Source organism: Enterobacter sp. 22466, assembly GCF_052044775.1.
GTDB classification, from domain to species: domain Bacteria; phylum Pseudomonadota; class Gammaproteobacteria; order Enterobacterales; family Enterobacteriaceae; genus Enterobacter; species Enterobacter dissolvens.
Genome location: NZ_JBQENX010000003.1, coordinates 157,523 through 181,395 on the forward strand (window position 1 = coordinate 157,523; position 23,873 = coordinate 181,395).

At 55.0% G+C, this 23,873-nt stretch carries 17 protein-coding genes; 10 read left to right on the plus strand and 7 right to left on the minus strand.

The window, feature by feature from the left end; genetic code table 11:
- Positions 1-32 precede the first annotated feature (32 nt).
- The 3 genes from polB to rluA all read left to right on the plus strand — a co-directional run bounded on the left by polB (position 33) and on the right by rluA (position 6,097).
- On the plus strand, positions 33-2,390 hold the full coding sequence (gene polB / locus ACTJJI_RS10540; protein ID WP_440653968.1) for a DNA polymerase II: 2,358 nt from the start codon (positions 33-35) through the stop codon (positions 2,388-2,390).
- A gap of 128 nt (positions 2,391-2,518) precedes the next feature.
- Positions 2,519-5,425, plus strand: a complete 2,907-nt coding sequence (gene rapA / locus ACTJJI_RS10545) for an RNA polymerase-associated protein RapA (RefSeq protein ID WP_014830623.1) — start codon at positions 2,519-2,521, stop codon at positions 5,423-5,425.
- 12 nt (positions 5,426-5,437) lie between these two features.
- The gene (rluA, locus tag ACTJJI_RS10550; RefSeq protein ID WP_014830622.1) at positions 5,438-6,097 is read left to right on the plus strand and encodes a bifunctional tRNA pseudouridine(32) synthase/23S rRNA pseudouridine(746) synthase RluA; all 660 of its coding nucleotides are present in this window, start codon (positions 5,438-5,440) and stop codon (positions 6,095-6,097) included.
- Positions 6,098-6,127: 30 nt separating this feature from the next.
- Here the strand turns inward: rluA and djlA are convergent, their stop codons facing one another.
- Entirely contained in the window at positions 6,128-6,946 is an 819-nt protein-coding gene (gene djlA, locus ACTJJI_RS10555; RefSeq protein WP_047360422.1) for a co-chaperone DjlA, read from the minus strand.
- A gap of 239 nt (positions 6,947-7,185) precedes the next feature.
- Here djlA and lptD point away from each other — a divergent pair, with 239 nt between their 5' ends.
- Genes lptD through apaH form a run of 6 tightly spaced genes read left to right on the plus strand, consistent with a single transcriptional unit; the run spans position 7,186 to position 13,915 of the window.
- Positions 7,186-9,537 carry an LPS assembly protein LptD gene (gene lptD / locus ACTJJI_RS10560; protein WP_083021530.1) on the plus strand — a complete coding sequence of 784 codons (2,352 nt, stop codon included), beginning with the start codon at positions 7,186-7,188 and terminating at the stop codon, positions 9,535-9,537.
- Between the two features lie 53 nt (positions 9,538-9,590).
- On the plus strand, positions 9,591-10,877 hold the full coding sequence (gene surA, locus ACTJJI_RS10565; protein WP_014830619.1) for a peptidylprolyl isomerase SurA: 1,287 nt from the start codon (positions 9,591-9,593) through the stop codon (positions 10,875-10,877).
- Entirely contained in the window at positions 10,877-11,863 is a 987-nt protein-coding gene (pdxA, locus tag ACTJJI_RS10570; RefSeq protein WP_047360423.1) for a 4-hydroxythreonine-4-phosphate dehydrogenase PdxA, read from the plus strand. The genes surA and pdxA overlap by 1 nt, the downstream gene beginning before the upstream one ends.
- On the plus strand, positions 11,860-12,681 hold the full coding sequence (gene rsmA, locus ACTJJI_RS10575) for a 16S rRNA (adenine(1518)-N(6)/adenine(1519)-N(6))-dimethyltransferase RsmA (protein WP_014830617.1): 822 nt from the start codon (positions 11,860-11,862) through the stop codon (positions 12,679-12,681). Before pdxA ends, rsmA begins: the two co-directional genes overlap by 4 nt.
- 3 nt (positions 12,682-12,684) lie before the next feature.
- Positions 12,685-13,062, plus strand: a complete 378-nt coding sequence (gene apaG / locus ACTJJI_RS10580) for a Co2+/Mg2+ efflux protein ApaG (RefSeq protein ID WP_014830616.1) — start codon at positions 12,685-12,687, stop codon at positions 13,060-13,062.
- Between the two features lie 4 nt (positions 13,063-13,066).
- Entirely contained in the window at positions 13,067-13,915 is an 849-nt protein-coding gene (gene apaH / locus ACTJJI_RS10585; RefSeq protein ID WP_014830615.1) for a bis(5'-nucleosyl)-tetraphosphatase (symmetrical) ApaH, read from the plus strand.
- Between the two features lie 39 nt (positions 13,916-13,954).
- On the opposite strand, the gene folA is transcribed toward apaH, so the two are convergent.
- The 4 genes from folA to ACTJJI_RS10605 form a co-directional block, all read right to left on the minus strand.
- Positions 13,955-14,434, minus strand: a complete 480-nt coding sequence (folA, locus tag ACTJJI_RS10590) for a type 3 dihydrofolate reductase (RefSeq protein WP_047360425.1) — start codon at positions 14,432-14,434, stop codon at positions 13,955-13,957.
- Positions 14,435-14,548: 114 nt separating this feature from the next.
- Positions 14,549-16,414, minus strand: coding sequence for a glutathione-regulated potassium-efflux system protein KefC (gene kefC, locus ACTJJI_RS10595; protein WP_440653974.1), 1,866 nt, complete (start codon positions 16,412-16,414; stop codon positions 14,549-14,551).
- The gene (kefF, locus tag ACTJJI_RS10600; RefSeq protein ID WP_046889350.1) at positions 16,407-16,937 is read right to left on the minus strand and encodes a glutathione-regulated potassium-efflux system oxidoreductase KefF; all 531 of its coding nucleotides are present in this window, start codon (positions 16,935-16,937) and stop codon (positions 16,407-16,409) included. The genes kefC and kefF overlap by 8 nt, the downstream gene beginning before the upstream one ends.
- Positions 16,938-17,290: 353 nt before the next feature.
- Positions 17,291-17,782, minus strand: coding sequence for a hypothetical protein (locus ACTJJI_RS10605; RefSeq protein WP_163281471.1), 492 nt, complete (start codon positions 17,780-17,782; stop codon positions 17,291-17,293).
- Between ACTJJI_RS10605 and ACTJJI_RS10610 the strand changes: the two genes are divergently transcribed.
- Positions 17,673-20,216 carry an autotransporter family protein gene (locus ACTJJI_RS10610; RefSeq protein WP_440653977.1) on the plus strand — a complete coding sequence of 848 codons (2,544 nt, stop codon included), beginning with the start codon at positions 17,673-17,675 and terminating at the stop codon, positions 20,214-20,216. The genes ACTJJI_RS10605 and ACTJJI_RS10610 overlap by 110 nt on opposite strands.
- A gap of 48 nt (positions 20,217-20,264) precedes the next feature.
- Here ACTJJI_RS10610 and ACTJJI_RS10615 read toward each other — a convergent pair whose 3' ends face one another.
- Positions 20,265-20,498, minus strand: a complete 234-nt coding sequence (locus ACTJJI_RS10615) for a YgdI/YgdR family lipoprotein (protein ID WP_013095533.1) — start codon at positions 20,496-20,498, stop codon at positions 20,265-20,267.
- A 139-nt stretch (positions 20,499-20,637) separates the two neighbouring features.
- On the minus strand, positions 20,638-23,862 hold the full coding sequence (gene carB, locus ACTJJI_RS10620; protein ID WP_440653979.1) for a carbamoyl-phosphate synthase large subunit: 3,225 nt from the start codon (positions 23,860-23,862) through the stop codon (positions 20,638-20,640).
- Positions 23,863-23,873 lie beyond the last annotated feature (11 nt).

Here is a 23,873-nt window from a genome sequence, read left to right on the forward strand (position 1 = left end):
TCAGGCCTGGTTTTGTTTTATGGGATAACGGCGTGACGCAGGCGCAAGAAGGTTTTTTACTGACCCGACACTGGCGGGATACGCCCCAGGGAACAGAGGTGGAGTTCTGGCTGGCGACGGACAACGGCCCGTTGCACGTTACGCTGCCGCCACAGGAGTCCGTGGCGTTTATTCCTGAAGCCCACGTCGACAAAGTAAAGCAGCTACTGCGCGGGGAAAACAACTGGCGCATCACGCCACTTGAGCTGAAAGATTTCCATCGCCAGCCGGTTTACGGTCTCTATTGTCGTGCCCATCGCCAGCTCATGCGCTATGAGAAACTGCTGCGCGAGGCGGGCGTCACGCTATACGAAGCCGATATTCGTCCCCCGGAACGTTTCCTGATGGAGCGGTTTATTACCGCCCCTGTCTGGGTTGATGGCACGGCGCACAACGGTGGGCTGATTAATGCCCGTCTGAAGCCCAACCCACATTACCGTCCGCCGCTGAAATGGGTCTCACTGGATATCGAAACCACCCGTCACGGTGAACTGTACTGTATTGGCCTTGAAGGCTGCGGCGACCGGGTTGTCTATATGCTCGGGCCACCGAATGGTGATGCCTCCGCGCTGGACTTCCGGCTGGAGTACGTCAACAGCCGGCCGCAGCTGCTGGAGAAACTGAACCAGTGGTTTGCCGATCGCGATCCCGATGTCCTGATCGGCTGGAACGTGGTGCAGTTCGACCTGCGGGTACTGCAAAAACACGCCGAGCGTTACCGCATCCCGCTCATGCTTGGGCGGGGTCATAGCGAACTGGAATGGCGCGAGCACGGTTTCAAAAACGGCGTCTTCTTCGTACAGGCCAACGGTCGCCTGATCATCGACGGCATCGAGGCGCTGAAATCGGCGTTCTGGAATTTCTCCTCCTTCTCGCTGGAGGCGGTGGCGCAGGAGCTGCTGGGTGAAGGGAAATCCATCGATAACCCATGGGACCGAATGGATGAGATCGACCGCCGCTTCAATGAAGACAAGCCGGCACTGGCCACCTACAACCTGAAAGATTGTGAACTGGTTACGCAAATTTTCCACAAAACCGAGATCATGCCGTTTCTGCTGGAACGCGCCACCGTGAACGGTCTTGCCGCGGACCGGCACGGCGGGTCCGTGGCTGCATTTAGCCACCTCTACTTCCCCCGTATGCACCGGGCAGGTTACGTCGCCCCTAATTTGGGTGATGTGCCGCCGCAGGCAAGCCCTGGCGGCTACGTGATGGATTCCCGGCCGGGGCTGTATGACTCCGTGCTGGTGCTGGACTACAAAAGCCTCTATCCGTCTATTATCCGCACCTTTCTGATTGATCCGGTGGGGCTGGTTGAGGGGATGGCGCAGCCGGACGATACGCACAGCACCGACGGGTTTCTGGGGGCGCGTTTCTCACGAGAGAAACACTGCCTGCCGGAGATCGTGGGGCAGATCTGGCACGGTCGCGATGAGGCCAAGCGCCATGGCAACAAGCCGCTTTCTCAGGCGCTAAAAATTATCATGAACGCCTTTTACGGTGTGCTGGGCACCAGCGCCTGCCGCTTCTTCGACCCGCGTCTCGCCTCCTCCATCACCATGCGCGGGCATGAGATTATGCGTCAGACAAAGGCGCTTATCGAATCCCAGGGCTATGAAGTGATCTATGGCGATACCGACTCCACCTTCGTCTGGTTGAAAGGCGCGCACGCCGAAGAGGATGCCGCGCGAATTGGCAAACAACTGGTCGCCTTCGTGAATGACTGGTGGCAAGCGCATTTGCAAAAAGAGCGGTTAACCAGTGCGTTAGAGCTGGAGTTTGAAACACATTTCAGCCGCTTTTTAATGCCCACCATTCGCGGAACCGATCAGGGCAGCAAGAAGCGCTATGCCGGACTGATTCAGGAAGGTGAAAAGCAGCGCATGGTGTTTAAAGGGCTGGAGACGGTGCGTACTGACTGGACACCGCTGGCGCAACAGTTCCAGCAAACGCTCTATCTGCGGGTCTTTCGCAATGAGCCTTATCAGGACTATGTCCGCGAGACGATAGCCAGCCTGATGGCCGGCGAGCTCGACGACCAGCTGGTGTATCGCAAACGCCTGCGTCGCCCGCTGGCGGAGTATCAGCGTAACGTTCCGCCGCACGTCCGTGCCGCGCGTCTGGCGGATGAAGAGAACGTCCGTCGTGGGCGCGCGCCGCAGTATCAGAACCGGGGCACCATCAAGTATGTCTGGACGACTAACGGGCCAGAGCCGGTGGATTATCAGCAGTCTCCGCTGGATTACGATCACTACCTGACGCGCCAGCTTCAGCCCGTCGCGGATGGAATTTTGCCTTTCATTGACGACGATTTTGCTACACTAGTGACAGGGCAACTTGGCCTATTTTGACACGTGACGAAATCGCTGCCATCCAGTACCATAGCGCCCTTTCCACTCCCGGACCCATTTTTCGATGACCGTCTTTTTTGACGGTGGTTGAACTATTGCCTGCAATTAAAGATTAGAGCCGAACACATATGCCTTTTACACTTGGTCAACGCTGGATCAGCGATACAGAAAGCGAACTTGGATTGGGAACCGTGGTTGCAGTCGACGCACGCATGGTCACCCTCCTTTTCCCTGCTACCGGTGAAAACCGCCTGTACGCTCGCAATGACTCCCCTGTTACCCGCGTGATGTTCAATCCAGGTGACACCGTGACCAGCCACGACGGCTGGCAGCTAAAGGTTGAAGACGTAAAAGAAGAGAATGGTCTGCTCGCCTATATTGGGACTCGCCTCGACACTGACGAGAGCAATGTCATCCTGCGTGAAGTGCTGCTCGACAGCAAACTGGTTTTCAGCAAGCCGCAGGATCGCCTGTTTGCCGGGCAAATCGACCGTATGGATCGCTTCTCTCTGCGCTATCGCGCGCGTAAGTTCCAGAGTGAACAGTACCGCATGCCGTGGAGCGGCCTGCGCGGTCAACGTACCAGCCTGATCCCTCATCAGCTGAATATCGCCCATGACGTTGGCCGTCGTCATGCGCCTCGCGTACTGCTGGCAGACGAAGTGGGCCTCGGTAAAACCATTGAAGCCGGTATGATCCTGCATCAACAGCTGCTCTCTGGCGCCGCCGAGCGCGTGCTGATCGTGGTACCGGAAACGCTGCAGCATCAGTGGCTGGTTGAGATGCTGCGCCGCTTTAACCTCCGTTTCTCTCTGTTTGACGACGAGCGCTACGCCGAAGCCCAGCATGACGCGGACAACCCGTTTGAAACCGAACAGCTGGTCATCTGCTCCCTGGACTTCGTGCGCCGCAGCAAGCAGCGTCTTGAGCATCTGTGCGACGCAGAGTGGGATCTGCTGGTGGTCGACGAAGCGCACCACCTGGTCTGGAGCGAAGAGGCACCGAGCCGTGAATACATGGCGATTGAACAGCTTGCCGAGCGCGTGCCGGGCGTCCTGCTGCTGACCGCAACGCCGGAGCAGCTGGGGCTGGAGAGCCACTTCGCGCGTCTGCGCCTGCTCGATCCAAACCGTTTCCATGACTTTGAGCAGTTTGTCGAAGAACAGAATAATTACCGCCCGGTTGCCGATGCTGTCGCCATGCTGCTGGCGGGCAAACGCCTCTCGAATGACGAACTGAACACCCTGAGCGATCTGATTGGCGAACAGGACATTGAGCCGCTGCTGCAGGCAGCCAACAGTGACAGCGACAACGCGGGATCCGCGCGTAAAGAGCTGATCGATATGCTGATGGACCGCCACGGCACCAGCCGCGTGCTGTTCCGTAACACCCGTAACGGCGTGAAGGGCTTCCCAAAACGCGAACTGCATACCATCAAGCTGCCGCTGCCGACGCAGTATCAGACGGCGATAAAAGTCTCCGGCATTATGGGGGCGCGCAAAAGCCAGGAAGAACGTGCGCGCGACATGCTCTACCCGGAGCAGATTTATCAGGAATTTGAAGGCGATACCGGAACCTGGTGGAACTTCGACCCGCGTGTTGAATGGCTGATGGGCTATTTAACGGCTCATCGTTCACAGAAAGTGCTGGTGATCTGCGCCAAAGCGGCCACCGCGCTGCAACTGGAGCAGGTTCTGCGCGAGCGTGAAGGTATTCGAGCCGCCGTGTTCCACGAGGGGATGTCCATCGTCGAGCGCGACCGCGCCGCGGCCTGGTTCAGTGAAGAAGACAGCGGCGCACAGGTTCTGCTGTGCTCTGAAATCGGTTCTGAAGGGCGTAACTTCCAGTTCGCCAGCAACCTGGTGATGTTCGATCTGCCGTTCAACCCCGACCTGCTGGAACAGCGTATCGGTCGTCTGGATCGTATCGGTCAGGCGCATGATATTCAGATCCATGTCCCTTACCTGGAAAAAACCGCCCAGTCGGTGCTGGTACGCTGGTTCCACGAAGGTCTGGACGCGTTCGAACATACCTGTCCGACGGGACGCACCATTTACGATCAGGTGCATACGGATCTGATCGGTTACCTCGCTGCGCCGGAAAATACGGACGGGTTTGATGAACTGATCAAATCCTGTCGCGAAAAACATGAAGCGCTGAAAGCGCAGCTGGAGCAGGGGCGCGATCGTCTGCTGGAGATCCACTCCAACGGCGGGGAGAAAGCGCAGGCGCTTGCTGAAAGCATCGAAGAGCAGGATGACGACACCAGCCTGATCAGCTTCGCCATGAACCTGTTCGACATCGTCGGGATTAACCAGGACGATCGCGGCGAGAACATGATTGTGCTGACCCCATCCGATCATATGCTGGTTCCGGATTTCCCGGGTCTGCCTGAGGATGGCTGCACCATCACTTTCGAGCGTGATGTGGCGCTGTCTCGCGAAGATGCGCAGTTCATCACCTGGGAACACCCGTTGATCCGCAACGGCCTCGACCTGATCCTTTCCGGCGACACGGGTAGCAGCACAATTTCCCTGTTGAAAAACAAAGCATTACCCGTTGGTACGCTGCTGGTTGAGCTGATCTACGTTGTGGAAGCGCAAGCGCCGAAACAGCTTCAGCTCACCCGCTTCCTGCCGCCAACGCCAGTGCGTCTGCTGCTGGATAAAAACGGCACCAACCTGGCCGCACAGGTTGAATTCGAGAGTTTCAACCGCCAGCTGAGCGCAGTAAACCGCCACACGGGCAGCAAACTGGTCAACGCCGTCCAACAGGATGTGCACGCCATTCTGCAGTTGGGTGAAACGCAAATCGAAAAAGCGGCCAGGGCGTTGATTGATGCCGCGCGCGAGGAAGCCGATGAGAAACTGTCTGCAGAGCTGTCTCGTCTGGAAGCGTTAAAAGCGGTGAACCCAAACATCCGTGATGACGAACTGACCGCGATTGAGAGCAACCGTCAGCAGGTGCTGGAAAGCCTGAATCAGGCAAGCTGGCGTCTGGATGCCCTGCGTCTTATCGTTGTGACGCATCAGTAAACGGAGCACAAGATGGTGATGGAGCCTTACAATCCGCCGCAAGACCCGTGGCTGGTCATTCTTTATCAGGATGAGCACATTATGGTGGTCAACAAGCCAAGCGGCCTGTTGTCCGTGCCGGGGCGTCTGGATGAGCACAAAGACAGCGTGATGACACGTGTTCAGCGTGATTATCCCCAGGCGGAGTCCGTTCATCGCCTGGATATGGCAACCAGCGGTGTGATTGTGGTGGCGCTGAATAAAGCGGCTGAACGTGAACTCAAACGCCAGTTCCGTGAGCGTGAACCGAAAAAGCAGTATGTCGCACGCGTCTGGGGCCATCCCGCGCAGGCGGAGGGGCTGGTGGATCTGCCGCTGATTTGCGACTGGCCAAACCGGCCAAAGCAGAAGGTGTGTTACGAGACCGGCAAGGCCGCGCAAACCGAGTATGAAGTGCTGGAGTACGCGCCGGATAACACCGCACGCGTGCTGCTTAAGCCCATTACCGGGCGTTCACATCAGCTGCGTGTGCATATGCTCGCGCTGGGGCACCCGATACTGGGAGACCGCTTTTACGCACCGCCTGAGGCACTGGCGTTAGCGCCACGCCTGCAGCTTCATGCCCAGACGCTCACCCTCACCCATCCGGCGTTTGGCAACGCAATGACGTTTAAAGCACCGGTGGACTTCTAAAAAAATGGCCCGACTGTGTCGGGCCATTTTTTATTTGAAATTTTTCTGCTCTTTTATCAGCTCATACGCTTTCTGGATTTCCTGCGCTTTCTGCTTCGCCATTTCCATCATCTGTGGCGGTAAGCCCTTCGCGACCAGTTTATCCGGATGGTGCTCGCTCATCAGCTTACGATAGGCGCGCTTGATGGTTGTCGCATCATCCGAAGGTTTCACGCCAAGCACGTTACAGGCATCTTCCAGCGTCGGGCCACGCTGCGCCTGCTGCCAGCCGCCGCCAGAGGATTGCTGTTGCTGATAACCACCGCCAAAGTGTGCCCCGCCCTGCATCATGCGCAGGAACTGGTCGAACTGCATCCGGGAGATCCCCAGCTCTTCAGCAATCACGTATAAGACATCGCGTTCATTCGGATGAAGAGACCCGTCGGCAAACGCCGCCTGAATCTGGATCTCCAGAAACATCCGAATTAAATCAAAACGGCCGAAACAGATACTGCGGAACTGACGCATTTTCTCGCGCAGCGGATAGTTATCCGATTTACCGATGCGAAACGCATTTTGCGCCGCCACACGAGATTCCCCGTGCAGATTCATGCGGTCCATAAATACGCTGGCGATCTGAATATCGGCTTCCGTCACTCGCCCTTTTGATTTGGTTAAGTGCCCCATCACCTCAAAGGTGGTGGAGAAAAAGAGGGACTGACGCTCGCGCTGGTTGGCGAACCAGGCCATTTTGCGGCTGCGTGCCTTATCGAACATATGGCCAATAATCAGGCCAAGAACGATGCCCCAAAACCCGGCACCCATTATGATGGCGAACGCAACGCCGATGATTTTACCCCAATACTGCATATACTCCCCGGATAGTCATGTCCCTTGTCGACGCAACGCCATCATTACAGTGGTCGAGCCACGGTCAATTGAGGGACATCGCCTATAATTTGCATTATCATACTCGTCATTCGATAGCGAGCCTAACACTCTGGCACGCAAACGGGCAGGATTAACGCTGGTACTGCGCTGATGAGTAAGATAGTCTCTGAGCGTTTGTAAGCCGTAGCCACTGATGACGGAACACTAAAATATAACGTATGAAAAAACGTATCCCCACCCTTCTGGCCACAATGATTGGCACCGCCCTGTACAGTCAACAGGGGCTGGCGGCCGATCTTGCCTCGCAGTGTATGCTTGGCGTCCCAAGTTATAATCGCCCACTGGTGAGTGGCGATACAAATAGCTTGCCAGTAACCATTACTGCCGACAGTTCTAAAGGTACCTATCCTGACAACGCGACGTTCACTGGCGATGTGGATATTAACCAGGGTAACAGCCGCCTGCAGGCAGACGAAGTGCAGTTGCACCAGAAGCAGCCGGAAGGTGCGGCCGAGCCGGTACGAACGGTGGATGCGCTGGGTAATGTGCACTATGACGACAATCAGGTCATCCTGAAAGGTCCGAAAGCCTGGTCAAATCTGAATACCAAAGATACTAACGTCTGGGAAGGTGATTACCAGATGGTGGGTCGTCAGGGGCGCGGTAAAGCAGACCTGATGAAACAGCGCGGTGAAAACCGCTATACGATTCTGGAAAACGGTTCGTTTACCTCCTGCCTGCCGGGTTCAAATACCTGGAGCGTGGTCGGGAGTGAAGTGATTCACGACCGTGAAGAACAGGTCGCAGAAATCTGGAACGCCCGGTTTAAACTCGGCCCGGTACCGGTTTTCTATAGCCCGTACCTGCAGCTTCCCGTGGGCGATAAACGTCGTTCAGGCTTCCTGATCCCGAATGCCAAATACAGCACCTCGAACTATTTTGAGTTCTACCTGCCGTATTACTGGAACATCGCGCCCAACATGGACGCCACGATCACGCCGCACTATATCCATAAGCGCGGCAACGTCATGTGGGAAAACGAGTTCCGCTATCTGACCCAGGCGGGTACCGGTTTGATGGAGCTGGATTACCTGCCATCGGATAAAGTCTTCCAGGATGAGCATCCAACAGAAGGTGATAAACACCGTTGGATGTATTACTGGCGTCACGCTGGCGTAATGGACCAGGTCTGGCGTTTTAACGTCGACTATACCAAAGTCAGCGATCCGTACTATTTCAACGACTTCGATTCCAAGTACGGTTCCAGTACCGATGGCTACGCCACGCAGAAATTCAGCGTTGGCTACGCCGTTCAGAACTTCAATGCCACGGTGTCGACGAAGCAGTTCCAGGTCTTTAACACCCAGACGCGAAGCACTTACGGTGCAGAACCGCAGCTGGATGTTAACTGGTATCAGAACGATGTTGGTCCGTTCGACACCCGCGTTTACGCTCAGGCGGTACATTTCGTTAATACCAACTCGGATATGCCAGAAGCCACGCGTGTTCACTTAGAACCGACGATCAATTTACCGATCTCTAATAACTGGTCGAGCCTGAATACCGAAGCCAAGCTGATGGCGACCCACTATCAGCAGAAAAACGTGGACTGGTACAACAACCGTTACGGCACCGATCTTGACGAATCCGTGAACCGCGTCCTTCCACAATTCAAAATGGACGGCAAACTGATCTTCGAACGTGATATGGGGCTGCTGGCAGATGGTTATACCCAGACGCTGGAGCCGCGTATGCAGTATTTATACGTGCCTTATCGCGATCAGAGCAAAATCCAGAACTACGACTCCTCTTTCCTGCAGTCTGACTATAGTGGCCTGTTCCGTGACCGTACCTATGGTGGTCTCGACCGTATTGCCTCCGCGAACCAGTTAACGACCGGCGTCACAACGCGCGTTTATGATGACGCTGCCGTTGAACGTTTTAACGTTTCTGTTGGTCAAATCTACTATTTCACCGAGTCTCGTACCGGTGATGACGATATCAACTGGGAGAAAGACAACAAAACAGGTTCCCTGGTGTGGGCGGGCGATACCTACTGGCGCATGACCGATCGCTGGGGCTTACGCGGTGGTCTGCAGTACGATACGCGTCTCGACAATATTGCCACAAGCAGTGCGGCAATTGAGTACCGTCGTGATGAAGACCGCATGATGCAGTTGACGTATCGTTACGCCAGCCCGGAATATATTCAGGCGACGTTGCCAAACTATGCCACCAGCGAACAGTACAAAGACGGCATTTCTCAGGTGGGTGGTGCAGCGAGTTGGCCAATTGCCGATCGCTGGTCAATTGTAGGTGCTTACTACTTTGACACCAACGCCAATAAGCCAGCTGACCAGATGGTTGGTCTGCAATATAACTCCTGCTGCTACGCGCTGCGTGTCGGCTACGAACGCAAGCTTAACGGCTGGGATACTCAAAATAATCAGGGCAAATACGATAACGTGATTGGCTTTAATGTCGAACTGCGCGGCCTGAGTTCCAACTACGGCCTGGGCACGCAGCAGATGCTGCGCTCGAACATTCTGCCGTACCGCAGTTCCTTGTAATGTGCTTGATTTGCAACGTAATCCGCTTTGCGGTTAATTGAAATGGAAAAAGTATGAAGAACTGGAAAACGCTGCTGCTCGGTGTCGCTATGGTTGCGAATACCAGCTTCGCGGCCCCCCAGGTTGTTGATAAGGTCGCCGCTGTAGTTAACAACGGTGTCGTGCTCGAAAGTGACGTTGACGGTTTAATGAAATCTGTGAAGCTCAATTCGGGCGAAGCGGGTCAGCAACTTCCGGATGACGCAACGCTGCGCCACCAGATCCTGGAACGTCTGATCATGGATCAGATTATCCTGCAAATGGGTCAGAAGATGGGGGTGAAAGTCACTGACGAGCAGCTCGACCAGGCGATCGCTAACATCGCAAAGCAGAACAACATGAGCCTGGATCAGATGCGCAGTCGTCTGGCCTATGATGGCATCAGCTACTCAACTTACCGTAATCAGATCCGTAAAGAGATGCTGATTTCGGAAGTGCGTAACAATGAAGTCCGTCGCCGCGTCACTATCCTGCCGCAGGAAGTCGACGCGCTGGCAAAACAGGTAGGCAACCAGAACGACGCCAGCACCGAGCTGAACCTGAGCCACATTCTGATCCCGCTGCCAGAGAACCCAACCTCCGATCAGGCCGCTGAAGCGGAAAGCCAGGCACGCGCTATCGTCGAGCAGGCTCGTAACGGCAGTGACTTTGGCAAGCTGGCCATCACCTACTCCGCTGACCAACAGGCGCTGAAAGGCGGCCAGATGGGCTGGGGACGTATTCAGGAACTGCCATCCCTCTTTGCACAGGCGCTGAGCACGGCGAAAAAAGGCGACATCGTGGGTCCAATCCGTTCAGGTGTCGGCTTCCATATCCTGAAAGTCAACGACCTGCGTGGTCAGAGCCAGAACATCTCCGTCACTGAAGTTCATGCCCGCCACATTCTGCTGAAACCGTCACCGATCATGACGGACGATCAGGCGCGTGCGAAGCTGCAACAGATTGCCGCGGACATCAAGAGCGGAAAAACGTCGTTTGCGAATGCCGCAAAAGAGTTCTCTCAGGATCCTGGCTCTGCTAACCAGGGCGGCGACCTGGGCTGGGCGGCTGCGGATATCTACGATCCGGCATTCCGCGATGCGCTGATGAAGCTGAACAAAGGCCAGATGAGTGCGCCGGTACACTCCTCCTTTGGCTGGCATCTGATCGAACTGCTGGATACCCGCAACGTTGATAAAACCGACGCGGCGCAAAAAGACAGAGCCTATCGTATGCTGTTCAACCGTAAGTTCTCTGAAGAAGCGGCGACCTGGATGCAGGAACAACGCGCCAGTGCTTATGTGAAAGTTCTGAGCAACTAATGAAACAGCACCGTGTTGTGATCACACCCGGCGAACCCGCCGGGATTGGGCCAGACCTCGTGGTCCAGCTTGCCCAACGTAGCTGGCCGGTGGAACTGGTTGTCTGTGCTGATGCAACACTGTTACAAGACCGGGCAACACTGCTCGGTCTGCCTTTAACGCTCATCCCCTACGTTGAAGGTCAACAGCCTGCACCGCAGCAAGCCGGAACGCTCACGCTTCTTCCCGTCCCTCTTCGTACTCCTGTAATTCCAGGTCAGCTCAGCACTGAAAACGGCCACTATGTTGTCGAAACCCTGGCGCGCGCCTGCGATGGTTGCCTGAAGGGTGAGTTTGCTGCCTTGATCACGGGCCCCGTGCACAAAGGGGTGATTAACGAAGCGGGTATTCCGTTCACCGGGCATACCGAGTTTTTTGAAGAGCGATCGCACAGCCCGAAAGTGGTGATGATGCTGGCGACGGAAGCGATGCGGGTGGCCCTGGTGACAACCCATTTGCCCATCAAGGCCATTCCTGATGCCATCACCCCAGAACTGCTGCGGGAGATCATCGGGATACTGCATCACGATCTGCAGACCAAATTTGGCATTAAACAGCCGCACGTTCTGGTCTGCGGCCTGAACCCGCACGCCGGGGAAGGCGGGCATATGGGTACCGAAGAGATCGACACCATCATTCCGGTGCTTGATGAGATGCGTGCGAAAGGGATGAACCTCAGCGGGCCGTTGCCTGCCGATACCCTTTTCCAGCCCAAATACCTGGATAATGCCGACGCCGTGCTCGCGATGTACCACGATCAGGGCCTGCCCGTGCTAAAATACCAGGGCTTTGGCCGTGGGGTGAATATCACCCTCGGTTTACCTTTTATTCGAACGTCCGTCGACCACGGTACTGCGCTGGATCTGGCAGGCCAGGGAAAAGCGGATGTCGGCAGTTTTATTACGGCGCTTAATCTCGCCATCAAAATGATTGTTAATACTCAATGACTAATCGAGTCCATCAGGGCCACTTAGCCCGTAAACGCTTCGGGCAAAACTTCCTCAACGATCAGTTCGTGATCGACAGTATTGTCTCGGCTATTAATCCACAAAAAGGCCAGGCGATGGTCGAAATCGGCCCGGGTCTGGCAGCACTGACTGAACCTGTAGGCGAACGTCTGGACGAACTGACCGTAATCGAACTCGACCGCGATCTCGCTGCTCGTCTGCAAACGCACCCGTTCCTGGGGCCAAAGCTGACTATTTATCAGCAAGATGCCATGACCATGAACTTTGGCGAGCTGGCAGAAAAAATGGGTCAACCGCTGCGCGTATTCGGTAACCTGCCATATAACATCTCCACGCCGCTAATGTTCCACCTCTTTAGCTATACTGATGCCATTGCCGACATGCACTTCATGTTGCAAAAAGAGGTCGTAAACCGTCTGGTTGCAGGACCAAACAGTAAAGCGTATGGTCGTTTAAGCGTGATGGCGCAATATTTCTGCAATGTGATCCCGGTGCTCGAAGTGCCGCCGTCCGCCTTCACGCCGCCACCGAAAGTCGACTCTGCCGTTGTGCGCCTTGTGCCGCATAAAACGATGCCATACCCGGTCAAAGACCTGCGCGTACTGAGCCGCATCACGACAGAAGCGTTTAACCAGCGCCGTAAAACGATCCGTAACAGCCTCGGCAATCTGTTCACCGTTGACGTGCTGGCCGAGCTGGGCATTGACCCGGCAATGCGTGCAGAAAATATTTCTGTTGAGCAGTACTGTAAACTGGCTAATTACATTAGCGAAAAAGCGCCGCCGAAGGAGAGTTAAGCCATGATTGATTCGCCCCGCGTATGTGTCCAGGTACAAAGCGTTTACGTTGAATCGCAGTCCTCACCCGATGAAGAGCGCTTTGTTTTTGCCTACACCGTGACCATTCGCAATCTGGGGCGGATGCCTGTGCAGCTGCTCGGGCGTTACTGGCTTATCACTAACGGCAATGGCCGTGAAATCGAAGTTCAGGGTGAAGGTGTGGTTGGTGAACAGCCCCACATCGACCCTGGCGAAGAGTATCAGTACACCAGCGGTGCGGTGATAGAAACGCCGCTGGGAACCATGCAAGGCCATTATGAAATGGTCGACGTCGATGGCAATGTATTCCGCGTTGCGATCCCTGTGTTCCGTCTCGCCGTTACAACACTCATTCATTAATCTAATGTCTACATATCTGATTGGCGACGTTCATGGTTGCTACGATGAACTGATCGCATTATTAAAACAGGTCGACTTTACGCCAGGACGGGATATTCTCTGGCTGACGGGCGATTTAGTGGCGCGTGGGCCAGGTTCCCTCGAGGTTTTACGCTTCGTAAAATCGCTTGGCGACAGCGTACGCATGGTGCTGGGTAATCATGATTTACATCTGCTGGCCGTCTTTGCCGGCATCAGCCGCAATAAGCCGAAAGATCGCCTCACCCCGCTGCTGGATGCGCCAGACGCCGACGAACTGATCAACTGGCTGCGTCGTCAGCCGCTGTTGCAGGTCGATGAGGAGAAAAAACTGGTTATGGCCCACGCCGGGATCACCCCACAGTGGGATCTTGAGACGGCAAAAACCTGCGCACGTGACGTTGAAGCGGTACTGGCGAGCGATTCCTATCCTTTCTTCCTTGATGCCATGTATGGCGATATGCCAAACCACTGGAGCGAAGATCTGAGCGGTCTGGCACGCCTGCGTTTTATCACGAACGCGTTCACACGGATGCGTTTCTGCTTCCCGAACGGGCAACTGGATATGTACTCCAAAGAGACGCCGGAAAGTGCGCCTGCGCCGCTTAAACCGTGGTTTGCGATCCCCGGACCGGTCACCAGTGAGTACAGCGTGGTGTTTGGCCACTGGGCCGCGCTAGAAGGGAAAGGCACGCCAGACGGGATCTACGGTCTTGATACCGGTTGTTGCTGGGGCGGGGATTTAACCTGCTTACGCTGGGAAGATAAAACCTACTTCGTGCAGCCGTCCAACCGACAGCTGGATCTGGGGGAAGGCGAGGCGGTCGCCTCCTGAGAGTGAATTCCCTCTCCCGGCCGGGAGAGGGAAAAGCAACTAGCGACGTTCCAGAATCTCGAAGCAGTAGCTGTGTGAGTTCTGCGCATCCGCATCATGGAATTCGCTGAATACCGATTCCCATTCGTCCGGATCGTAGTCCGGAAAATGGGTATCGCCTTCCACTTCCGCATCAATATGCGTTAGATAGAGCTTTTGCGCTTTCGGCAGGAACTGCTCATACACACGCCCACCACCAATCACCATGATCTCGTCGGCGTTACCGCACGCGGCAATCGCCTCGTCCACGGATTTCACCCATTCGACGCGATCGTCTGTGCCAGGCTGGCTACTGATCACGATATTCTTACGGCCCGGCAATGGACGACCAATCGACTCCCAGGTCAGGCGGCCCATCACTACCGGCTTGTTTAACGTCGTACGTTTAAACCATGCGAGATCGGCAGGCAGGTTCCACGGCATGGCATTTTCCATACCGATAACACGGTCCACCGCCAGCGCTGCAATCAGACTGATCATTGAAAATTTCCCGGATGCAAAAAATTGCCGCCACTATACGGAAAGCTTAATCTTTCGTCGACTGGCGGCATGGTAAAGAAAGAGAAATTTTTTAATATTGCTGGCAACTCCACTTCACGCGGAAGGTTTACTCTCCGGTTCGTCCGCCGGATCGCCGGTATGCTTGCCCTCCTCGGTTCCCTGCCATCCATGACGCTGCACCAGCGACAGATGATTACGATCCTCGTTAATGATCTCTGTCAGCATTGCACTGGTGCGTTTAAACACCGCCGCACGTTCTGTGGCCGTACTGCCCGCCATCGCCACCATCTCTTCCACCATATCGGTATTGAAGCGGCGGAACAGGTCCGCGCGTTCTCGCGTTTCATACGCGCCCAGGCCCAGGCTTTCCAGCGCCATACGGCCAGACTTAAGCGCCCCTTCGAAGGTTTCACGCTCGGGTGCGGCCACCCCTGCCTGTCGCAGCTGGATGTAGTGATCCACATCGCGCGCGCGGGAGATAATGGTCAGGTTCGGGAAATGCTCCTTCACCAGCTCAACCAGCTGCATACTGGTCTGGGGATCGTCAATCGCGTTGATGAGGACTTCCGCTTTCGCTGCGCCGGCTGATTCCAGCAGATCAACACGCGTCGCATCGCCGTAGAAGACTTTCATATCGAACTTACGCAGGGTATCCACATGGTCCGGATCGTGATCGAGAATGACCATTTTTACTCCGCTTGAGAGCAGTAAACGACCGGTGATCTGCCCAAAGCGACCGAATCCGGCGATGATCACACGTGGCTGTTCCTCGTCAATCTCATCGGCTTCGCGTTCCTGTTCGCTGCCTGTTTTTTCCAGACGCGTCAGCAGCACCAGCAGGATCGGCGTTGCCGCCATCGACAGCGCGACCGCCAGCGTCAGCGCTTTCGCCCACTCGGGATCGAGCACATTGGCCATTTGCGCCGCGCCGAAAACCACAAACGCGAATTCGCTTCCCTGTCCGAGCAGCACGGCGAACCAGCGACGCTGTCTGCCAGGCACGTTCAGCGGGCGGGCGATCAGCCACAGCATCATCATTTTGATGACCAGGAAACCGACCAGCAGGATGAGGATCCGCAGTGGATGCGTGACCAGCGTGCCAAAGTCGATAGACATCCCGACTCCGATGAAAAACAGCCCCAGCAGCAATCCTTTGAATGGCTCGATATCGCTTTCCAGCGCGTGTCGGTACTCTGAGCTGGCCAGCAGAACGCCCGCGAGGAAGGCTCCCATCGCCATCGACAGCCCGGCTTCCTCCAGCAGCAGACCGAAACCAAACACCAGGAACAGCGCCACGGCACTGAACACTTCCCGCAGTCCCGAGCGAGCGACGAAGCGCAGCAGCGGACGGGTAACATAACGGCCAAGCAGGACAACCAGTGCCAGCGCACCGACCACTTTCAACGCAGAGAGGGCAAAAGCGCCTAGCGTCGTTGATGCCCCGCTGGCAGCCAGCAGCGGGATCATCGCCACCAGCGGAATGGCCGCGATATCCTGAAACAGCAGCACCGAAAATGCACTGCGCCCCATCTGAGAAACGGTCAGGTTTCGCTCGTTCATTGCCTGCATGGCAATCGCCGTCGAAGAGAGTGCCAGCGTCATGCCAATAAGCGCAGCCACTTTCCAGTCCATTCCCAGTAAAATACAGAACCCGCCCAACAGCAGACCGCAGGCCACCATCTGTAGCGCCCCGCCGCCAAATACTGAGGCGCGCAGCTTCCACAACCGCTGCGGGTCGAGTTCCAGACCAATGACAAACAGCATCAGCACGACGCCAATTTCGGCGAAATGCAGAATCGCCTCCGCATCCGTGACCAGGCGGAATCCCCAGGGTCCGATAACACACCCGGCGATCAGGTAGCCCAGCACGGAGCCCAGCCCCAGGCGAACCGCAACGGGCACAATCAGCGCCGCCGCGCCAAGGTAAATCAGCGCCTGTATCAGCGTATGGCTATCCATTGTGCGCCTCCTGCCACTCTAGTAAGCGTTGTTTATAATGACGAGCCTGCGCCTGCAACGTCTCATCGTCACAAACAAATGTACAGTGCATAGCAAAAGGAGGAAGCCAGGTAAGACCACAGTAGAGCGCTGTCGCCTGAAGCGGTTGTGCCAGCACCTCAAAACCCGGGAAAGAGCCAATATCGAAGTGGCTTTCTCCACCACCGGTGGTCACAGCCCACATCAGGCTTTTTCCCTTAAGCGCATGCCCGTTGTGACCATATGCCCAGCCGTGGGAAAAGACTTTGTCGATCCACAATTTGAGGAGCGGTGGTGTGCTGTACCACTGCATCGGGTGTTGCCAGATGATCAGATCGGCGCGAGTGAGCGCCTCCTGTTCGGCGGCGATGTCGATGTTAAAATCAGGATAAAGTTGATAGAGGGAACGTATCTCTACGTTGTCGAGTGTCCTTACCTGCTCAAGCATGCGCTTATTCGCATGGGAGTGCTGCGGATAGGGATGCGCATAAATTATCAGAATCATGAATCGGCCTGTTTTGACTGTCTTCTCTCTTGTAGATGTGAGTGTAGACAGTTAACCCGCCCGCTGAAAGTGTTCAGTGACGCGTCGGGAGCAAAACGCAAGTATTGCTACTCTTTAGTGCCAGTTCGCAGAGGTTTTCCAGTACTTATTTGAACACCTGCAAATATATTCCCCTCACAAATAATTTACACTGCATTATTTATAATCGTGTCATATTTAGATTTATTAAATTTGCATTTTAATAAATCGAAGTATACATAACACATTGAAAACATAATAATTTCAATCTACTCCTCTCAACGCTTTTCTTTAAAACCTGAAAGAGAATATTTTTCTTCACTTCGAATTTCCTTTTAAATGGATGTGAATATGAAAGTAAAACGTCTGGAATTAAACAGGACCACCCAGTTACTGGGGAGATTATTTCCCGCCCTGCTTGTTTTTACACCAATAATCAGTTCTGCAGGCACCATCGACCAGTCAACCTCTGCTCCGCAAGATTTCTCCGCCGATACCGAATACGTCATCAATAAAGATATTACTGTGTCTTCGTCTGGCGATTTAGCCGCTGTTTCCGCCTCAGGATTTAAAGTCAGTTCAATAACAAACAATGGGAATATTTCCGGCACTTCGAATGGACTTGATATAAACACTAGCGCGCAGCCACTCGATATTAATAATAATGCTGGCGCTACCATTTCCTCCGCCACAAAGAACGCTGTAAACATAGTCACGATGCAGGGTAGTTTAACCAACAAAGGAAACATAACCGGCTTTGAAAAGGGGATTTTTGTTAATGAAGATTCCTCTGCAATTAGCATATCAAATACGGAAACAGGCATCATTAAAGGCAATACAGGTCTGGCTACTGACGCCGGAATCGTGATTGATAATAATGGCTCGATTATCGGCACAAGCGAAGATGGTATCAAACTCAGCGGTGGTGGAACCAAAATCATCAATACCGGCACCATTCAGGGTGATCAGAATGGTATCAACGTAACGGATACCGCGAAGGCTGACATCATTAACAATGGCTCAATTGGCGGTGGCAAGACAGCTATAATGTTCGCCAGTAACAAAAATAATACCCTCACCCTCAACACAGGTTCAAACCTGTCTGGCGATGTCATTTCCACGCTTTCAACCGGTAACACCCTGACCCTGGTAGGCGCCGGGACAGAAGACAGCAATTTTATCGGGCTGAACGAAGGCGATGGTTTCGCCTCTGTCAAAATGAACGGTGAAGACTGGACGCTGACGGGTAACGTCGACATCATTGGTGCCGGTGATTCACTGCAGGTGAATAGCGGCAACCTGACCCTGGCGGGTACCGTTTCCAATGCTGGCAATACGCTGGTGGCGAATGAAGCCACGCTGCAGCTGGGCAATGGCGAAGGTATGGCAAGTCTCAGCGGCGGGCTAACCAACAATGGTACGGTTATCTTTAACCAGGGAGACAATTTCACGTTTTCTACTGACATGACCGGCAGCGGAAACGTAGAGAAAGTTGATGCGAATACGCTGACGCTTACCGGCAACAACAGCTATACCGGCGATACGACCCTGCGAAACGGCACAACGCTGGTAGCGGCAGGCGCAACGTTAGGTGTCGAAAACAGCAATGCCACTCTTACCGTGCAGAACGGGGCAAAGTTTGCCACCGCAGGAACCGTCTACAACAACATTACTATTCTCAGCGGCGGTACGCTGGCAGCGTGGAATGCAATCGAGGGTAACGCAACGCTCAACGACGCCGGCATTGATATCATTAACGGCAACGTGACCAACAGCGGCACGCTTTTGCTCAGTTCAGCCGACCACAGCGTGGGTAATGATTTTACCATTAACGGCGATTATACCGGCGCAGAAGGTAGCCAGATTGTATTAAACAGCGAGCTGGGTACTGACACGGCGCCTACCGATCATCTCACAATAACCGGCAGCAGTTTTGGCCAGTCCGGCGTGACCGTCAGCAACATGGGTGGACTTGGCGCACAGACCGTGAACGGCATGGAGATTGTCAGCGTCGCCGGCAGCTCTGAAGCACAGCTAACCCTGGCCAAACCGGTTGTGGCAGGCGCATACGAATACTCTCTTTACCAGCATAGTGACGGGAACTGGTACCTGGAATCGAAGGCCACGCCACCTGTCGATCCGACAGATGATACCGATGACGGAGATAATACCGACAACGGTGGCAATACCGACGATGGCGGCAACACTGATAATGGCGGTAACAGTGACAATGGCAGCAATACCGACGATGGCGGCAACAGCGGCGGCAATGATAACGGCGACGGTGGTGATAATACCGATAACGGCGGCGGCAATACCCCAGCACCAGAAGTGATGGCACCTGAAGTGGGCGCGTATTTAGGCAACTATCTGGCTGCTCAGAGTATGTTCCTGCACAAACGTGACGATCGCGATCAGCTCACCTTCCGTAACGAAGACGATCTGAATACCTGGATGTATGTAAAAGGTCGTTACCATGAAAATGATGCAGGCGGTGATAAAGTCAGCTACGACACCACGACCACCGTTCTGCAAGTCGGCAGCGATTTCCTCAGCAAGCCAATGGACAGCGGTATCCTGCGTGCCGGTGGCATGTTCGGTGCAGGCCAGGCGAAGACCCACTCAGATGCGAAACACAACGTGCGTGACGCACAGGGTAAAGTCGATGGCTTCAACGTTGGGCTCTACGCCACCTGGCAGGAAGATCAGAAATTACGTCTGGGCAGCTACATTGATACCTGGGCCGCCTACAGCTGGTACAACAACAAAGTGACCAGCAACCGCAACGATGAAGATTACGACAGCGAAGGTTTTGCCGCGTCTGTTGAAGTCGGCCATGCGTGGGTTATCCCATCTGAAAACGAGCGTACCTGGAAGATCGAGCCTCAGGCGCAGGTGATCTACAGCTATCTTGATCAGGAAAATCATACGGACCGCGATGGCGTCCGGGTGACGACTCTGGATAACGACAGCGTCTTCGGTCGTCTGGGTGTGAAATCCAGCTATTTCCAGCAAAAGGACGTCACGGCCTGGCAGCCATACGTTGCGGTGAACTGGCTGAAGGATGCAGGTCAAAACGATCTGGCCTTCAACGACGAAACCGTAAGTAATGATACGCCGGAGGATCGTGGTCAGGTAGAGCTGGGTATTACCGGCAATCTTAACGAGACCACGACGATTTCACTTCGCGCCAGCGGCGAATGGGGTGAAAACAACTATGCCGCTTACGGCGGTCATATTTTGTTAAACCACCGCTGGTAATCCATCAGCATCAAGCAAAAAAAGCAGTGGCGGATGCCACTGCTTTTTTTAATTATCCAGTTCACCCATGGATTTAACCTGGTCACGGTTAATCTGCTCGGTTTGACCGGTTTCCGCGTTTTTATAGGACACCAGACCGGTGTCGTCATCCACCTGCGGTTTGCCGTCAGTAATAATGGTGCGGCCATCGGTGGTTTTTACCGCCTGATTAGATGAACACCCTGCTACGGTGAACATTGCAGTGGCAGCCAGAACGGAAGCGATCAGTAGTTTATTTTGCATGGTGTTTTCCCCTGCTCTCAGTTGAATTTCATTATCGACCTAACCATTTTAGGCTAACTGACTGAATGCGGATGGAAAACCAGAAGGTTCTGAAGAGGGGAAGAATGCCCGGCAACCGAACGGTACCGGGCAATTTGTCTTACTTGTTAATCTGGGCGTGCATTTCCTGAACCGAAATCACCTTCTCGGTAGCATCCGCGTTCAGCGCCATGGCTGTTGCGAAACCGCCGTTCAGGGTGGTGTCGTAATGCACTTTGTACTGCAGCGCGCTGCGGCGAATCAGCTTGGAGTCTTCAATCGCCTGGCGGCCCGCAGTGGTGTTGATGATGTAGGTGTATTCGCCATTCTTGATGCGATCCTGAATGTGCGGACGACCTTCATGCACCTTGTTCACCAGACGCGGGTTGATTCCCGCTTCACCCAGCACAATCGCCGTACCGTGGGTTGCATCCAGCTCGAAGCCCTGTTTCAGCAGCTTGGCCGCCAGGTCAACCACGCGCTCTTTATCACCTTCGCGAACCGAGAGCAGCGCACGGCCAGATTTCTTCATGGTGGAGTTACTGCCCAGTTGCGCTTTAGCAAACGCTTCTGCGAAGGTGCGGCCCACGCCCATCACTTCCCCGGTAGAGCGCATCTCTGGCCCTAACAGTGGGTCAACGCCCGGGAATTTGTTGAACGGCAGCACCACCTCTTTCACCGAGTAGTACGGCGGGATAATCTCTTTAGTGACGCCCTGTTGTGCCAGCGTCTGGCCAGCCATCACACGCGCCGCCACTTTTGCCAGCGGAATACCGGTCGCTTTAGAGACGAACGGTACGGTACGTGCTGCACGCGGGTTCACTTCAATCAGGTAGACTTCGTTGTCTTTCACGGCGAACTGAACGTTCATCAGACCGCGAACCTGCAGTTCGAAGGCCAGTTTCTGCACCTGCTGACGCATCACATCCTGAATTTCCTGACTCAGGGTGTACGCTGGCAGAGAACAGGCGGAGTCGCCTGAGTGCACGCCCGCCTGCTCGATGTGCTCCATGATGCCGCCAATCAGCACCATTTCGCCATCACAGATAGCATCCACATCCACTTCAACCGCATCGTCGAGGAAGCGATCCAGCAGCACCGGCGCATCGTTGGACACGCTGACTGCCGTCTGGAAGTAGCGGCGCAGGTCAGCTTCGTCGTAGACGATTTCCATAGCGCGGCCGCCCAGTACGTAGGAAGGACGCACCACCAGCGGGTAGCCAATCTCTTTCGCCTTCTCAACCGCTTGTTCAATCGCCGTCACGGTGGCGTTTGCCGGCTGTTTCAGCTTCAGACGGTCAACCGCCTGCTGGAAACGCTCGCGGTCTTCTGCACGGTCAATGGCATCCGGGCTGGTACCGATAACCGGCACACCCGCGGCTTCCAGCGCGCGCGCCAGTTTCAGCGGAGTCTGGCCGCCGTACTGCACGATCACGCCTTTAGGCTTCTCGATGTGCACGATTTCCAGCACGTCTTCCAGTGTTACCGGTTCGAAGTAGAGACGGTCAGAGGTGTCGTAGTCGGTAGAAACCGTTTCCGGGTTACAGTTGACCATAATGGTCTCGTAACCATCTTCGCGCAGCGCCAGAGAGGCGTGTACGCAGCAGTAGTCAAACTCGATACCCTGACCGATACGGTTTGGGCCACCGCCCAGTACCATAATCTTGTCGCGGTCAACGGACGGATTCGCTTCACACTCGTCTTCATACGTGGAGTACATGTAAGCGGTGTCGGTCGCAAATTCTGCTGCACAGGTATCAACACGTTTGTAGACCGGGTGCAGGTCATACTGGTCACGCAGCTTGCGGATTTCCGCTTCGCGCACGCCGGCCAGTTTTGCCAGACGCGCGTCGGCAAAGCCTTTGCGCTTCAGCATGCGCAGGAAGTCAGCGTCCAGGCCGTTGATGCCCAGGTCCGCCACTTTCTCTTCCAGACGCACCAGCTCTTCAATCTGCACCAGGAACCAGCGGTCGATGTTGGTCAGGTTGAAGACGCCATCGACGGAGAGGCCTGCGCGGAAGGCGTCGGCAATGTACCAGATACGCTCTGCGCCCGCGTCTTTCAGCTCGCGACGGATTTTGGTCAGTGCTTCCGGGTCGTCGAGGCTCACTTTCGGATCGAAACCGGTCACCCCCACTTCCAGACCGCGCAGCGCTTTTTGCAGGGATTCCTGCTGCGTGCGGCCAATCGCCATCACTTCACCGACCGATTTCATCTGGGTCGTCAGACGATCGTTCGCACCGGCGAATTTCTCGAAGTTAAAGCGAGGGATCTTGGTCACAACGTAGTCGATGGACGGTTCGAAGGACGCAGGTGTGCGGCCACCGGTAATGTCGTTCATCAGCTCGTCGAGGGTATAACCCACCGCCAGTTTCGCGGCCACTTTCGCAATCGGGAAGCCGGTAGCTTTAGACGCCAGCGCGGAAGAACGGGACACGCGCGGGTTCATTTCGATAACAATCAGACGGCCAGTTTTCGGGTTCACGGAGAACTGGACGTTAGACCCGCCCGTTTCCACCCCGATTTCACGCAGTACCGCCATCGAGGCGTTACGCATGATTTGGTACTCTTTGTCGGTCAGCGTTTGCGCTGGCGCCACGGTGATGGAGTCGCCGGTGTGGATACCCATTGCATCGAAGTTTTCGATGGAGCAGACGATGATGCAGTTGTCGTTTTTGTCACGCACCACTTCCATCTCATACTCTTTCCAGCCAATCAGCGATTCATCAATCAGCAGTTCTTTGGTTGGGGAGAGATCCAGACCGCGTTCGCAAATCTCTTCGAACTCTTCACGGTTGTAGGCGATACCCCCGCCGGTTCCGCCCATCGTGAAGGACGGACGGATGATGCACGGATAGCCGACTTCAGCCGCCACGGCCAGCGCTTCTTCCATATTGTGTGCAATACCGGAACGCGCGGTGTCGAGGCCAATTTTCTTCATCGCCACGTCAAAGCGACGACGGTCTTCTGCTTTATCAATCGCGTCAGCGGTGGCACCAATCATGGTCACGCCGAACTCTTCCAGCACGCCCTGACGTTCCAGCTCCAGCGCGCAGTTCAGTGCTGTCTGGCCGCCCATGGTCGGCAGAACCGCATCCGGACGCTCTTTTTCGATAATTTTACGCACCACTTCCCAGTGAATCGGCTCGATGTAGGTTGCATCAGCCATTTCCGGGTCGGTCATGATGGTCGCCGGGTTAGAGTTGACCAGGATAACGCGGTAACCCTCTTCACGCAGGGCTTTACACGCCTGCGCACCGGAGTAGTCGAATTCACAGGCCTGACCGATAACAATCGGGCCAGCGCCAAGGATCAGGATGCTTTTTATGTCTGTACGTTTTGGCATTGTCTTCTCGG

Coding starts and splice junctions, on each gene's coding strand:
- rapA (WP_014830623.1), top strand. CDS start 2,519: ATGCCTTTTACACTTGGTCAACGCTGGATCAGCGATACAGAAAGCGAA.
- rluA (WP_014830622.1), top strand. CDS start 5,438: ATGGTGATGGAGCCTTACAATCCGCCGCAAGACCCGTGGCTGGTCATT.
- djlA (WP_047360422.1), bottom strand. CDS start 6,946: ATGCAGTATTGGGGTAAAATCATCGGCGTTGCGTTCGCCATCATAATG.
- lptD (WP_083021530.1), top strand. CDS start 7,186: ATGAAAAAACGTATCCCCACCCTTCTGGCCACAATGATTGGCACCGCC.
- surA (WP_014830619.1), top strand. CDS start 9,591: ATGAAGAACTGGAAAACGCTGCTGCTCGGTGTCGCTATGGTTGCGAAT.
- pdxA (WP_047360423.1), top strand. CDS start 10,877: ATGAAACAGCACCGTGTTGTGATCACACCCGGCGAACCCGCCGGGATT.
- rsmA (WP_014830617.1), top strand. CDS start 11,860: ATGACTAATCGAGTCCATCAGGGCCACTTAGCCCGTAAACGCTTCGGG.
- apaG (WP_014830616.1), top strand. CDS start 12,685: ATGATTGATTCGCCCCGCGTATGTGTCCAGGTACAAAGCGTTTACGTT.
- apaH (WP_014830615.1), top strand. CDS start 13,067: ATGTCTACATATCTGATTGGCGACGTTCATGGTTGCTACGATGAACTG.
- folA (WP_047360425.1), bottom strand. CDS start 14,434: ATGATCAGTCTGATTGCAGCGCTGGCGGTGGACCGTGTTATCGGTATG.
- kefC (WP_440653974.1), bottom strand. CDS start 16,414: ATGGATAGCCATACGCTGATACAGGCGCTGATTTACCTTGGCGCGGCG.
- kefF (WP_046889350.1), bottom strand. CDS start 16,937: ATGATTCTGATAATTTATGCGCATCCCTATCCGCAGCACTCCCATGCG.
- ACTJJI_RS10610 (WP_440653977.1), top strand. CDS start 17,673: ATGCAGGGTAGTTTAACCAACAAAGGAAACATAACCGGCTTTGAAAAG.
- ACTJJI_RS10605 (WP_163281471.1), bottom strand. CDS start 17,782: ATGATGCCTGTTTCCGTATTTGATATGCTAATTGCAGAGGAATCTTCA.
- ACTJJI_RS10615 (WP_013095533.1), bottom strand. CDS start 20,498: ATGCAAAATAAACTACTGATCGCTTCCGTTCTGGCTGCCACTGCAATG.
- carB (WP_440653979.1), bottom strand. CDS start 23,862: ATGCCAAAACGTACAGACATAAAAAGCATCCTGATCCTTGGCGCTGGC.